The organism is Rahnella woolbedingensis, assembly GCF_003602095.1.
Lineage (GTDB): Bacteria > Pseudomonadota > Gammaproteobacteria > Enterobacterales > Enterobacteriaceae > Rahnella > Rahnella woolbedingensis.
Genome location: NZ_RAHH01000007.1, coordinates 176,425 through 190,209, shown reverse-complemented (window position 1 = coordinate 190,209; position 13,785 = coordinate 176,425). Strand labels below are relative to the sequence as shown.

The 13,785-nt window shown below is 52.7% G+C and carries 14 protein-coding genes; 6 read left to right on the top strand and 8 right to left on the bottom strand.

From position 1 onward, the window contains the following. The first annotated feature begins 56 nt into the window (after positions 1-56). Positions 57-755, top strand: a complete 699-nt coding sequence (locus D6C13_RS07785) for an aspartate/glutamate racemase family protein (RefSeq protein WP_120132216.1) — start codon at positions 57-59, stop codon at positions 753-755. Here the strand turns inward: D6C13_RS07785 and D6C13_RS07780 are convergent. Beyond that, positions 752-2,014: an ion channel protein gene (locus tag D6C13_RS07780; protein WP_120132215.1), complete on the bottom strand. Its 1,263-nt coding sequence runs from the start codon at positions 2,012-2,014 to the stop codon at positions 752-754. The two genes, D6C13_RS07785 and D6C13_RS07780, sit on opposite strands and share 4 nt — an antisense overlap. 325 nt (positions 2,015-2,339) lie before the next feature. Here D6C13_RS07780 and glk point away from each other — a divergent pair, with 325 nt between their 5' ends. Continuing rightward, positions 2,340-3,305, top strand: coding sequence for a glucokinase (gene glk, locus D6C13_RS07775; protein ID WP_120132214.1), 966 nt, complete (start codon positions 2,340-2,342; stop codon positions 3,303-3,305). 63 nt (positions 3,306-3,368) lie between these two features. Here the strand turns inward: glk and D6C13_RS07770 are convergent, their stop codons facing one another. Together D6C13_RS07770 and D6C13_RS07765 are read right to left on the bottom strand one after the other, a co-directional pair. Next, a complete protein-coding gene (locus tag D6C13_RS07770; protein ID WP_120132213.1) occupies positions 3,369-4,109 on the bottom strand; it encodes a LytR/AlgR family response regulator transcription factor in 741 nt (246 codons plus the stop codon). 66 nt (positions 4,110-4,175) lie between these two features. Beyond that, positions 4,176-5,879, bottom strand: coding sequence for a sensor histidine kinase (locus tag D6C13_RS07765; protein ID WP_120132212.1), 1,704 nt, complete (start codon positions 5,877-5,879; stop codon positions 4,176-4,178). A gap of 111 nt (positions 5,880-5,990) precedes the next feature. On the opposite strand from D6C13_RS07765, the gene D6C13_RS07760 reads away from it, so the two are divergent. The 3 genes from D6C13_RS07760 (at position 5,991) to D6C13_RS07750 (ending at position 8,610) form a co-directional block, all read left to right on the top strand. Further along, positions 5,991-6,527 carry a GNAT family N-acetyltransferase gene (locus D6C13_RS07760; protein WP_120132211.1) on the top strand — a complete coding sequence of 179 codons (537 nt, stop codon included), beginning with the start codon at positions 5,991-5,993 and terminating at the stop codon, positions 6,525-6,527. Positions 6,528-6,669: 142 nt separating this feature from the next. After that, entirely contained in the window at positions 6,670-7,929 is a 1,260-nt protein-coding gene (gene alaC / locus D6C13_RS07755; RefSeq protein WP_120132210.1) for an alanine transaminase, read from the top strand. A 162-nt stretch (positions 7,930-8,091) separates the two neighbouring features. Continuing rightward, positions 8,092-8,610 carry a cytochrome b gene (locus D6C13_RS07750; protein WP_120132209.1) on the top strand — a complete coding sequence of 173 codons (519 nt, stop codon included), beginning with the start codon at positions 8,092-8,094 and terminating at the stop codon, positions 8,608-8,610. Between the two features lie 45 nt (positions 8,611-8,655). Here D6C13_RS07750 and D6C13_RS07745 read toward each other — a convergent pair whose 3' ends face one another. Beyond that, the gene (locus tag D6C13_RS07745) at positions 8,656-10,461 is read right to left on the bottom strand and encodes a DUF4153 domain-containing protein (RefSeq protein WP_120132208.1); all 1,806 of its coding nucleotides are present in this window, start codon (positions 10,459-10,461) and stop codon (positions 8,656-8,658) included. Positions 10,462-10,648: 187 nt separating this feature from the next. Here D6C13_RS07745 and D6C13_RS07740 point away from each other — a divergent pair, with 187 nt between their 5' ends. Next, positions 10,649-11,107 carry a nuclear transport factor 2 family protein gene (locus D6C13_RS07740; RefSeq protein WP_120132253.1) on the top strand — a complete coding sequence of 153 codons (459 nt, stop codon included), beginning with the start codon at positions 10,649-10,651 and terminating at the stop codon, positions 11,105-11,107. 62 nt (positions 11,108-11,169) lie between these two features. Here D6C13_RS07740 and csgG read toward each other — a convergent pair whose 3' ends face one another. Genes csgG through csgD form a run of 4 tightly spaced genes read right to left on the bottom strand, consistent with a single transcriptional unit; the run spans position 11,170 to position 13,539 of the window. Next, positions 11,170-12,003, bottom strand: coding sequence for a curli production assembly/transport protein CsgG (gene csgG / locus D6C13_RS07735; RefSeq protein WP_112290757.1), 834 nt, complete (start codon positions 12,001-12,003; stop codon positions 11,170-11,172). Positions 12,004-12,035: 32 nt separating this feature from the next. Beyond that, positions 12,036-12,428, bottom strand: coding sequence for a curli production assembly/transport protein CsgF (gene csgF, locus D6C13_RS07730; protein WP_120132251.1), 393 nt, complete (start codon positions 12,426-12,428; stop codon positions 12,036-12,038). Positions 12,429-12,488: 60 nt separating this feature from the next. Next, positions 12,489-12,908 (bottom strand): curli production assembly/transport protein CsgE, encoded by a 420-nt coding sequence (gene csgE / locus D6C13_RS07725; protein ID WP_425272699.1) that lies wholly within the window; start codon positions 12,906-12,908, stop codon positions 12,489-12,491. Continuing rightward, positions 12,889-13,539 (bottom strand): biofilm master transcriptional regulator CsgD, encoded by a 651-nt coding sequence (gene csgD, locus D6C13_RS07720; protein ID WP_120132207.1) that lies wholly within the window; start codon positions 13,537-13,539, stop codon positions 12,889-12,891. Before csgD ends, csgE begins: the two co-directional genes overlap by 20 nt. Positions 13,540-13,785 lie beyond the last annotated feature (246 nt).

Sequence of the window (13,785 nt, the reverse complement as noted above, 5' to 3'; positions counted from 1 at the left end):
TCCGCGGGCTTTTTGTCGGTTATGGTTTTGGCATCCGGAAAATACAGAGCATAAAGATGAAAACATTAGGGCTGATTGGCGGCATGAGCTGGGGATCCACCGTGCCGTATTACCGCATGATCAATGAGCATGTGAAACAACAACTGGGCGGATTACATTCGGCCAAACTGTTTCTCTACAGCGTCGATTTTTATGAAATCGAAAAGCTGCAAATGGCCGGTGACTGGCAGCAGGCGGGTGAAATTCTCGGTAACGCCGCAAATTCACTGGCGCGCGCAGGCGCTGACGTCATCGTCGTGTGTACCAACACCATGCATAAAGTGGCGGACGATATCGAACGTATCGGCGGCCTGCCGCTGTTGCATATCGCTGATGCGACGGCAGAAAAAATCAAAGGGCAGGGGCTGCGTAAAATTGGCCTGCTCGGCACGCGTTTCACCATGGAACAGGATTTCTATCGCGGACGTTTGCAGGAAAAGCATCAGATTGACGTGGTGACGCCGGATGAAGCCGACCGTGCGATTGTTCACCGCATCATTTACGAAGAGCTGTGTCTGGGCATTATTAAGGATGATTCCCGCGAGGAATATCGCCGGATTATCGGCAAATTAGAACAGCAGGGCGTGGAAGGCATCATACTCGGCTGTACCGAAATTACCCTGCTGGTCGGTGCTGAAGACGCGAGCGTTCCGGTCTTCGACACCACCGCCATTCATGCGCTGGCGGCGGCGGAATTTGCTTTAAAACAGGATTAATCTTCTTCCAATGTTGGACGGTTCAGCCGCTGTTTTGCAACCAGCATCAGCGGCTTACCGGCCAGCATCAGCCAGGCTGGCAGCATGACGATGCACAGCAACGGCAGCAGTTTTAGCCCCGGTACCACGGCAGCGGCCATAAACAGACTCAGCCAGCCGTCGCGCGTCACCACCAGCACCATCCCCATCACCGCACAGGACACCGTCACTGCCGCAGGCACGTCTGGCGCGTACTGATGCAGCATCAGGCCGAGTGAGACTCCGACGAAGACCGCCGGGAAAATGCGTCCGCCACGAAAACCACAGGCGGCTGCCACCACTAACGCCGCGAGTTTGGTGAGTGTAATCGCCAGCAGCGGCCCCATCTCAAACAGCTGATTGGAATGCGCCAGCTCTTTCATTTCATCGAGACCTTTGAACAGCGTGATTTCTCCGCCGATCAGCGCCAGTAAACCCAGAACAAAACCGCCAAGGCCGAGGCGCAATATCGGGTTCTGAATTTTATTGAACAGCCGGTGCAAATGCGGGAACAGCCACACGGCGATCATCCCCAGCGCGATGGCGATAAGTATCACGACGGAACCGCTGAAAATGTCGATCAGTCTGGACGAATCATAAGACGGAATGCTGAGTGAGAAATCCGGCTGGAAGAACTGATCGGTGGTCAGCGCACCGGCACCTGCGGCAAGCAAAGGCGCAAACAGGCGATCCCACAACTGGACATCTTTATTATTGCCGAGCGTTTGCGAGAAAATCAGCGCCGCAGCGACCGGCGTGCCAAACAGTGCGCCGATGGTACCGGCCGCCGCCAGGATCACCCAGTCAGTCGTCGGCACTTTGGGCATCAGCCGTGAGCCCAGCCAGGCGACCAGCGCAATATTAATCACCGTGACCGGATGCTCCGGCCCCAGACTGACGCCACCCGCCAGCCCGAGCATCAGCGCCAGCGCCAGACCCGGCAAAGCGTTCACCGCCACTGGCGCGCCAATCAGCGATTCCGTGGCGGGATCCGGACCCGCGTGGCCTGGCATATACTTGATCAGTGCGCCGACACCCACGCCGGTCAGCGTCAGCATAAATAACGTCCAGCTAGCGGATTCGGTATTCACCTGTAAAACGGCGGGGATGTGTTCCCACAGCAGGTTTTGCAGTGCACCGGCAATCATCATGACAAAGACCAGAATCAGGCTGGAAAGCACCCCGATAATGACTGCGGGCAGGGCGAAAGCCAGCATAATTCTGGCGCGGGGATGAAACATGCAAGAATTTCCTTATTTATCGTTAACGCTTTGTTTGCCCTAATAGTTTAGATGAATCCTGGCAAAGTCTGTTTGCTGGCTGTCGACATTATTGTGCGTAACATGCCGCATAAATGTGCGCGGGTTCAAAACTGCGTTGCAGCGTATAGCAATTACCGCTATTTTGCCCACACGAAACTGTAAGCTTTGCCCCACAGGCAGGGTTTCACCCGTCGTTTTAATGGATGATGACAGCTTACATCATGATGGCTGGCAGCGTACTCTTTAGCACTGCTTTGATGGCGCGGGTGCGCAGTATAACGAATTTACTTTTGCGGAGAATAACATGACCAAATACTCCCTGGTGGGCGATGTCGGGGGCACCAACTGCCGCCTGGCGCTTTGCGCTTTGGACAGCGGCGAGATTTCGCAGGCGAAAACTTTCTCCGGGCTGGAATACGACAGCCTCGAAGCCACAGTCCGTGAGTATCTCTCTCTGCAAAACCAGGAGATTGAAGATGCCTGCATCGCCATTGCCTGTCCGATCACCGGCGACTGGGTGGCAATGACTAACCACACCTGGGCATTCTCCATTGCAGAAATGAAGAAAAGTCTGGGGCTGCAAAATCTGGAAGTGATCAACGATTTCACTGCCGTCTCTATGGCAATCCCGATGCTCAAAGAACAGGATTTATTGCAGTTTGGTGGGAAAAAAGCGCAGGACGGAAAACCGGCAGTCATTTATGGTGCCGGTACCGGGCTGGGTGTCGCGCATCTGATCCACGCCAACAAGCAGTGGCTGAGCCTGCCGGGCGAAGGCGGTCATGTGGATTTCGCACCGAACAGCGAAGAAGAAGACATTATTCTGGAGCAGTTGCGTACAGAAATGGGACACGTTTCCGCCGAGCGTATTCTGTCCGGTCCGGGGCTGGTGAATCTTTACCGCGCCATTGTGAAATCTGATAAACGCGTGCCGGAAAACTTCAAACCGAAAGACGTGACTGAGCTGGCGCTGTCGGATGAAAACGTCGATTGCCGCCGTGCGCTTTCACTGTTCTGCGTGATCATGGGGCGTTTCGGCGGCAACCTGGCGCTGAACATGGGGACATTTGGCGGCGTTTACATCGCCGGTGGCATCGTTCCGCGTTTCCTCGAATTCTTCAAAGCGTCCGGTTTTCGCGCCGCGTTTGAAGACAAAGGCCGCTTCAAAGATTACCTGATGGATATCCCGGTATTCCTGATCACACACGATCAGCCGGGGTTGTTAGGGGCGGGTACCTACCTGCGTCAGTCCATGGGTATGACAATCTAAAACTCCTTTCCAATCTCCCCCTTCGCAGGGGGAGAAGCAAGAAAATCCTGTTCCACCCCCAGGTCAAAACCGCATTAACTGCCTGAATTCCTTCACCTTGCTGCGGCTCACCGGCACTTCGAAATCCAAATCGCTCAGACGCAAAATATAGGTGTTATTAAACCACGGCACGATCTCGCGGATTTTTGAAAGATTCACGCAATAAGAGCGATGGCAGCGGAAAAAATGCTCCTCCGGCAGGCGGTTGCATAATTCAGTGATGTTCATCGGCATGGTGAATTCTTCTTTGCGGGTGTAAACCTGCGTGACCTTTTCCTGCGCGGCGGCGTAATAGATATCGTTGATATCAGTGACGATAATCCGCTCGTCTTTGATCAGATTAATGCTGTGACTGACCCGCTGAGCGCTGCCCGTCACTGGCTGGCTCCCCTCCTGTTTATCACGGCGAAAATGTGACTCCAGCTTTTGCAGCATGGTGACAATACGCGACTCATGATAAGGCTTGAGAATGTAGTCAAAAGCCTCAATTTCAAAAGCTTCGGCGGCGTGTTCTTTGTAGGCAGTGATGAACACGATATAAGGCTTATGGGCAAATTTACTGATGTTTTGCGCCAGCAAAACGCCGTCGAGCGACGGAATGCTGATATCGAGAAAAATCGCATCCACTTCATGCGATTGCAGATATTTAAGCACGTCCAGCCCGTCGTCAAATATCGCTTCGACCTGGATGCTGCTGTGCGTATTAATCAGATAACTCAGCTCTTCCTGAGCCGGTATTTCATCTTCGACGATAATTGCTTTCACTGAATTATCTCCCCGGTGCGGTGGCCCGAAATGCGGGCGGGTAAAACGAAAAAGCGTTCCTGCGGATCAGGCTGTCTGGCTCTGTATGGCCGCCGTGACTTTCGCAGGCGCGTGGTTAATCACAAAAGAAATATCGGTGCCCGGCTCCAGTCGCCGGATGGTCAGACCCTGTCCATATAACAATGAAACGCGGTGATGCACATTCAGCAGGCCGATTTTATTGCCGGGCATTTCATTGCGCGCCACGCGATCAATGGTTTCCTGATTAATCCCGTGGCCGGTATCTTTCACTGAAACTTTAATCCCCTCGGCCTGATGCTTCACTGAAATCACTACCACGCCTTTTCCACTGCATTTCTGGATGCCGTGAACAATGGCATTCTCTACCAGCGGTTGGATCAGCAGACTGGGGATTTTCACCGAAATATCGTCATCAATGTCATAAATCACCGTCAGTTTGCTGCCAAACCGTGCCTGCTCGATGGCGATATAATCCTGCACCTGATGCAGCTCTTTACGCAGGTCGATCAGCTCGTCATTCAGTTCCAGGTTGTAGCGCAGATAGCGGGAAAGATTGATGATCAGCTGACGCGCCACGTCCGGCCGGGCCCGAATTGACGATGAAATTGCATTCAGCGCGTTAAACAGAAAGTGCGGGTTTATCTTGCTCTGCAATGCCCGCATTTCGGCTTTGTTGGCCATCTCGCGCAGTTGCTCGGTGCGCGAGACTTCCATCTGTGTGGACATAATTTGCGACAGCCCGATGGCCATCACTTTCAGCGAATAGGTTATACGGTGCGGGTCGCAGTAATAGATTTTCAGCGAGCCGGTCACTTCGCCTTTTTCCCACAATGGAATAATAATCAAAGAGTGGATCTGCGGCGTGCGATCCATTTCATCATTGTTTCTGACTGTGATCACACCGCTTTCCAGCGAGGCTTTGGTCATCTCACTCAGCGATTCGTGGCCGATATTATATTCATCCGCGCCCACACCGACGTACGCCAGAATATTGCGTGTATCGGTTATCGCCACGGCGTCAGCATCGATATCCTCGCGGATAATTCGGCAGATACTGGCCAGCGAATCGGCGTTGATATCACGAAAATACGGAAGGGTTTTATTAGCAATATCCAGCGCCAGACGCGCCTGTCGCGCAGCGATGACCTCTTTTTCATCTTCGACGCTTTGTACCAGCAACACAATCAGGCCGATGGAACTGGCTCCGAGGATCAGCGGCGCGGCGATATTCATGACGATATCCAGCCCGAGCGAAAATGGTCGCGCCATCAGCAAAATCAGCACCATGGTCAGCGTTTCACACAGCATTCCGGCGATGATCCCGACTTTCCAGTGCAGCGCTTTTTTGACTTTTTTATTGATGTAACCGGAAAGGAAACCGGCGGTGATACTGGTGATCAGACACGGAATCGACGTCGGACCGTGAATGTCGATGAGAAAACGGTGCGTACCGGAAATCAGGCCGGTGATGATGCCGACCCACGGCCCGAAGAGGATCCCGCCGGACATAATGGCGATGGTCCGCACGTTAATCAGCGAGCCTTCGACGTTGATCCCGGAAAGCGTACCGAAAATTGCGAACAGTGAGAAAATCGCCGTGACAGCCGCCAGTTCCAGCGGCGTGTGGTTCTCATTTTCTTTGTGCAGCAGTTTACGAAACAGCGGAGTACGCGTGAGGAAAAACAGACAAATAAGCATCAGCGCCGCACGGTCAAAGACCGCCAGCAGCATATCGAAAATGTGAGGCATGGCAGATTAACTCTTTGCGCGCTAAAGATAAGCGTGCCAAATGGATTCAGCCGTTATTATATGTAAAAGGTCAGACTTTCACCATCGGCAGACACAGGAGAGCCAACCGAGATGATTTCGTTATCAACGCCGCGGCTGATTATGCAGCCCATCCAGGCTGACGACTGGGCATTTTTCTTGCGGTTGTACCAGACGCCGGAGGTCATGCGTTTTATCGGCGATATCGAACTGCCCGCTCTGGTTCACACCCGTTTTGAGCAGCGCCTCGGCAACTGGGATCGCTATTGCGACTTCTGGTTATGCCTGATGATCCGCGAAAAAGAGACCGGTGCCGCCGTGGGGCTGACCGGATTTTTCCCTGACTGGCGGCCTTACAAACAGGGTGAAGTCGGCTTTATTCTTGCGCCTGAGCATCAGCGTAAAGGGTACGCGGTCGAATCGCTGCGTGAAGTGCTGAATTTCGCCTTTGATCATTGCGGTTTTCATCGCTTACAGGCCAACGTGCTCGAAGGCAATGACGGTTCGCGCCGGGTGCTGGAGAAATGTGGTTTCCAGATGGAAGGGCGATTGCGCGACAGTTACCGGATTGGTGACGAATGGAAAAACGACTGGCTGCTGGGGCTGCTGGCGACCGATCCGCGCCCGTAGTCAAATCTGTTGTTAACAAACACAGTAAAAAATGTTGCTCGGTATCTCGACAGCCCTATTTCTCTGCGTTATGTTCGTTGAAGGCCGCAACGCGGCCAGCGTCGCTCGGACGGTCCGGGCGCTTACGTATCCAGAGGAAATTATGGCTGATTCCAGTTCACCACGTCGTTTTTCACGTATTGATCGTCTTCCCCCTTATGTTTTCAACATCACCGCTGAACTGAAAATGGCCGCACGCCATCGCGGCGAAGACATTATTGATTTCAGTATGGGCAACCCTGACGGCCCGACACCGCCACACATTGTGGAAAAACTGGTGCAGGTTGCGCAGCGCGAAGATACTCACGGCTATTCGACCTCACGCGGCATTCCGCGTCTGCGTCGCGCCATTTCCCGCTGGTATGCCGACCGTTATCAGGTGGAGATCGACCCTGAAAGCGAAGCTATCGTTACCATCGGTTCGAAAGAAGGTCTGGCGCATCTGATGCTGGCGACCCTCGATCATGGTGATACCGTTCTGGTGCCCAACCCAAGTTATCCGATCCACATTTACGGCGCGGTGATCGCCGGTGCTCAGGTGCGTTCCGTGCCATTGGCAGAAGGTGTGGATTTCTTTGCTGAGCTGGAAAAAGCCATTCGTGAAACCATTCCGCGCCCGAAAATGATGATCCTCGGCTTCCCGTCCAACCCGACGGCGCAGTGCGTAGAGCTGGATTTCTTCGAACGCGTGGTGGCGCTGGCGAAACAGTACAACGTACTGGTTATTCACGATCTGGCGTATGCCGACATCGTGTATGACGGCTGGAAAGCGCCGTCCATCATGCAGGTGCCGGGTGCAAAAGATATCGCAGTAGAATTCTTCACGCTGTCGAAAAGTTACAACATGGCGGGCTGGCGTATCGGCTTTATGGTCGGTAATCCGGAACTGGTCAACGCGCTGGCGCGTATCAAAAGTTATCACGATTACGGGACGTTCACGCCGTTGCAGGTCGCCGCGATTGCTGCGCTGGAAGGCGATCAGCAATGTGTGAAAGACATTGCCGAGCAGTATCGTCAGCGACGTAACGTGCTGGTGCGCGGGCTGCATGAAGCCGGCTGGATGGTAGAAAACCCGAAAGCGTCGATGTACGTCTGGGCCAAAATTCCGCCTGCGTATGCGCATTTAGGTTCACTGGAATTCGCCAAACGCCTGCTGGCAGACGCCAAAGTTTGTGTCTCTCCGGGCATCGGTTTTGGCGATTATGGCGATACGCATGTACGTTTTGCGCTGATCGAAAATCAGGACCGTATTCGTCAGGCCGTGCGCGGCATCAAAGCGATGTTCCGTGCCGACGGTTTGCTGGCTCCGAAAAAAACGGCGGGAGAACCGCCGGTGGAGCAGGATCCCACCGTCAGCGTGTAAAACGCGTCAGCCAGACCGGGCTTTTGCCCGGTTTTTTTATAACAGGACTTTAACTTCTTTACCTTTCCCGCCCGGCCTGTCCACAAAGTCTGCGTAATTCCTCTCTATACTCATTCGGAATTACTGTTAAACCGCTCCTTTTATCCGGTCAGGAAACGCCTTATGAAAAACCGTTATTCGCTGTCCCAGATAAGCCTGCACTGGGCAACGTTACTGATGATTATCCTGACGTATACCGCGATGCTGACCCGCGACTATTTTCCGGAGGATAATCAGCCGCTGGTGCGTTTACTGCATTTTAATTTCGGGATTTGCGTCTGGCTGCTGATGTGGACGCGCATATATTTGCGAACCTGTTATGCCACGCCAGTGATCACTCCGCCTTTGCCGCGCTGGCAGATTGCGGCATCGCACGCGGTACATGGCGTGTTGTATCTGCTGTTTCTCTCGTTGCCGGTGCTGGGCATGCTGACGCTGGAATATGGCGGACGTGACTGGGTGTTGTTTGGCTGGCAGGTGCCGCAGTTCGTGACGCCGGATCCTTCCGTGCGCCGCACGGTCAAACAGGCGCATGAGTTTCTGGCGAACTGCGGATATTACCTGATTGGCTTACATGCGCTGGCGGCGATTTATCATCATTATTTCCGTAAAGATGACACCTTATTACGCATGACGCCCTAACGGCGGGTTCACCGGCAGAGAGCCTGCCGGTGACGGGCAATGAAATCAGTTCTCATCCTGCTGGTAATGCACCACGCGACGTTTTCCTTCAATCTGGATATCCGCCCATTTGCGCGGCGCAGGTTTAACTTCGCCGTTGCGAAGCGCCTGTATCAGCGTCTGCTTATCCTTTTCTTCATACAGATAAAGTTCGCCGCTTTGTGTCCATTGTCCGGCCTGTTTAGCGTAAATCCGGCAGTTGACTGAAGGGGCATCCAGCGTATTACAGAGCAGGATCTCTTTCTGCCTGTCGCTGTTGAGATCCAGTGTATTGACGATGCACGCGCCCTGAACGCTCAGACAATCGCGCAGGGTATTGCGGTATTTTTCCAGTGCCGGCAGGCCTTTCCACCAACCGTCATCCGGTTGCACCGCGCCTTTCGCCAGCGTGATCATCTTTTTGGCATCCTCAGTACGATAATTTTTCGCCAGCGCATCGGCCTCTTTATCATTGTATGAGCCCCAGCGGGAAGTCTGCGCCATCGTATTTTTCACCGTCGCCAGCAGACGCGGATCGGCCGAAAAAGCAGGATGTTGCAGCAATTTTGCCAGCGCTTCGTTGCCACGACGGCCGGTCTCAAACCGCAGCAGTTTGAGGTCAACATCCTTCGCCTGCGTTTTACCGCTGTCGAGGCGCGCCAGCTGACTGTTCACGCTGATGCGGTAAGGATCGAGCAGCGGGCTGTTGACCGCAATCACCAGCAGCACCACTAACAATGACAGCGGTTTGTTGAACTGATTCAGGCGCGACAGCCAGTCCGGGCGCTTATCGATCACAGAAAAACTGTAGCAAAGCGAGGCAATAAGTGTGACCACAATAATCAGCACTGCCCACACTCGCTGCGGCGTCCAGCCGTATTGTGAAATCCGCACGCCCGTAGCGTACAACGCCAGCGCGGCATATACCGGCAGCAGCAGGACTGCCGCATTGACCAGCCAGCGGACCGCCTGCGGATAGGGTTTTACCCCGCTGTCTGTTTCACGCGCCACGTTGACCAGAACCAGCAGGCTCAGCGCCATAATGGTCAGCAGACTGGCGGCAGACCAGGTTTGCGACAGCGCGGTCAGACCGGTGAAGGGCAGGGCGAACAGGAAAATCAGCGCCACAAACGCCACCAGCGGCAGCAGACCTTTAAGAATGAAACGGATGATGTTTCGCGTGGTGTTCATCAGCGCCGGTTGGGTGCGGCAGGTGATGATGCTTATTCCCAGCAGCAGCCCGAAAACCAGATGCATAAACAGTGGCGTATCGAAAAACAGCTCGTGGAAATATTCAATGCCGATCACCCGGAACAGCGCAGCGCACAGCGCCAGCACGCCAACGGTTAGCAGCATCAGCAGGAAAGTGAGCATTGCGCACAGCAGGTTCTGGCTGTAGCAGGCCGAAAGATGAGCGTAACGGTATCGGTTTTGCGCTGTAAATGTCTGTACCTGTAGCCAGGGCAGCACAAAAAAGACCATCGCCACCAGCGAAAGGTTAAACGGCACCATTACCGAATCTGCCGGTGTTCCGGTTACGTTACTTTTTACCCACGCCGCCATACCCGCCAGCAGCAAGGTAATAAATACTGTTGCGCCCCAGAACCGGTGGTCATTCAACTGCACCAGCGACAACGAAATCAGCACCGGTAATGTGAATGCCATAGTCTGGCCGTAAATATTATGGGAGAAACCCGACTGCGTTACCGCCGGGCTGTCTGAGAAAAAGTAATACAGCAACATTCCCTGCAGCAGGCAGATAACCATGATCAGCCAGCGGGAAGGAACGGGCAGAAGGGGCAAGCTAAAACCAGCCCGATTGAACTGAGACATCCGTGACTCTCCGAAAGTGTAAGAGGAAGTAATGCCAAAACATCCGCCAGTGTAGTGGTTTCCGCGCTCCGGCGCAGAAAAGTCTTACTCGGGCATGTGAACGGCTTTTGTGAGCCTGAGCACATAACTGGCAAAATCAGCCGCAGTCACTAGGCTTAAGTATTGGATGGAGTATTTCGAGGTGAAAATGGCAGAACACGAACTGAAAGAAAAACGCATTGAAATCGTTAAGAATTTCTACGCCAAACTGGATCAGGCAGATTCGTCTTTGCTGGATCTCTTTGCCGATGATGTGGTGCTTTTTTTTCCGAAATTTGGCACCGCGCAGGGGAAGTCATCGCTGGGAGAACTGGGTAAACGCTTCGCGCTCGAGATAGACAAGATCCAGCATATTCAGGATGCTTTCCGGTTTCTCAGCGACGGTGACACCATTGTGCTGGAAGGGCAGATGCGTGGCGTGATGCAAAACGGCGACCGCTGGCCGACCTCAGAAGCCGGCAGCCATCATTTCTGTACGGTGTTTGCGTTTGATGATTTGCTGATTAAGCGGCTGAGCATTTATCTCGATCCTGACTTTAATCTTGAGGACAAAAAGCGGGTGAACAATTACCGTCAGGCGGTGAAAAGCGAAGAGAATAAAACCTGATGCTTCCTTAAAAATGAAGGGAAGCGGTGTCAACCCACCACTTCCCTTCGCCAACTGCCGTATCAGGATTCGGCAGGGACAACGCTGTTTTTGTAGCGTTGCAGTATCGGTGAATTTACCTCCGACGGATTCTGCAATTGCCACAGATTACGGTCGATACCGTCATTGACCAGATAAATAACCCCGGATTCAATAGCCGACATCAGGCACAACATCACAGGCTCATTGGTGGTATAGCCCAGTTCGCCTTCCAGCAGACGCTGATAGTCGATAAAGCGGAACACCCCGGCCTGCACTTCATAGGACAAAATCGTCTTGCTGGTATTGACAGACGACAGAACTTCCCCTGTATTGACGTCGACAGCACGCAGGTTCACGGCTATCTGGTCCAACTGGTACTGCGTACTGGCACCGATACCGAAGTAACGCGCTCCGATGCCGCCCGATTTCACATTGCTTTCGTAGCCGATAATCGAGCCTTCAATCAAAATATTTGCCGCCACTAAAGAAGAAAGCGGTCGCTGGTTATTGATAGCGACGCTGCCATTTTCCTGAGCTGCCCGGATAATTTTGCGTTCATTGAGCAGGTTTTGCAGTCCCTGACGTTCCAGCGGAATAAACCATTTGGAGTCTTTTAACGCCGAGACCAGCATCGCCGTGGCGCTTTGCGGCACCGCAGTCGAGAAGTTACTCGCCGGATACGGTTTGAACTGCCCGGTTTCATCCTGAATATTATAAACAGAGACGAATACACGTCCTTTCGGTGCCGGGAGATGAGTCAGATCGGTATAACTCGGTGCCCGCGGCAATAATGTCGGTCTGGCGGCTTCTTTCGGGGGCGCTGTGAGACACCCGCTCAACACAAAAACTGCGATGAGTAATAAATAGCTGCGCATGATGGTGTTCCTGTTTTTATTGGTCGTCGGAATCAGTTGGTCGTGGCAGACAGGCCCTGAACCTGAATGGTGGAAATCTTGCCAGTTTTACGGTCAGTGACATTCATCACCAGCTGGCCGTCGGTATTCTGGATATCCACAATAAAGTCCTGCGTTACCAGCCGCCCCGGTTTACCCTGATTCACATTGCCCATCAGGCTGCCCAGCAACTGCGACTGAATTGACGCCGTGAAGTTATCCAGCGCCGAGGTGCCGGTGGTGCCGAAATCGTACGAATCCGGATCCTTGTAGGAGTTTTGCGCCTGCGCCTCATTGAGCAGGAATGAACCGTTATTCGGGTTACCGCCGAAGTTGGGGTTGATGAACTGAAAAACCATATTGCCTCCCCAGGAAACCGGGGACGCCGTCAGTAATGCCAGCAGCATGACTGAACGCGAAGCAGAGACTGGAATATTCACGATGCTCTCCTTAGAAGAGGCTGTGCATTAAAATTCGTCATGGGTAAGATCCCCGGTGCCAAGTAACGCTTTGTCCAGCTGGCGTCTGGATAACGCCTCTGTCACGCCAGCCAGTGCGGTATCGACGTCCTTCTCAAAGTTGTGACGGTTAGGAAACAGCAGGGTTTGATAAATGGTGTCCTGACCTATTTTTATGGTGATCCAACTGCCCCAGCGGGCGCTGGGTCTTTCTGAAATCGTGATGGTTTCCGGGTAGTTCAGTTCCCATTTGGCGGTGAAGTCGCGATAAAAATCGTGACCCACCGACGTCACCGTATGGTCGGTAATCAGCCCGGGGTCTTTTATATCCGCAGCCTGCACATGCAGGCAGGTGGCGCAAAGCAGCGCCAGCCAGAGCCAGAAGCTTCTGATGCAAATAGTCATGATGTCAGCGCTTGAGATTGTCATTCGCCCAGGACGCCGCCTGAGTACGGTTTTTTACCGAGATTTTCCTAAATAAATTATAAAGATGCGTCTTTACGGTGTTCTCGCTGATAAACAAAAGCTGGGCGATTTCCGTGTTTGACGCACCCACACGCAACTTATTGAGGATCTCTTTTTCGCGATGGGTCAGGCCGGTATCTTCCGTATGCATATGCCTGAAAGCGCCGGACTGATTGATCAGATAGCTGGCGAAGCCCTGGGAGAAATAGCATTCTCCGCGGATCACGCTGCGGATCCCTTCCACCAGATGTTCCTCATCAGTGGAAAGATAGAAAACAGCACTGATGCGCGGCCAGGTTTCTATTTCCCGAAAATGGTAATTATCGGGCGTATTTAATAATAATAACTTCACACTCTCGTGATAACGGTTAATGGCCGATTGCCAGACCTCAATAGTCCGCCGGTCAGCTTCCATCATATCGAACAGAATAAGCGTCTGATGAAGATACTGATCCTCAAGTGTTTTATGAATGCTGTGTAACCGGGTACTGACACAAAGTTGCTGTTTTAATTGCTGCAATAAAGCACTGGCTTGTAATGATGGTTTAGTCACTAATAAAAGAATATTATTATTGATTGCTGCTTCATTACTCATAATGAAACCCTGCCCTGATTTTATAGCCACAGCCTGCCGCACCGGTTAATAAACAGGCCGGTAATAGACTGAGATTTTATTTTGCTAAATCTATAGCTTTATATTTGCTGTGTATATCTGAAAGTGGCAAATAAACACGGCCTGAGGCACATAATATTTTAGCTCGCAATATGTGCGGTACAGACTCAATTTAGCTTTTGGTTTACCTTACGCAAGGCTTATTTATGTTTCAAAATGTAACTCAAA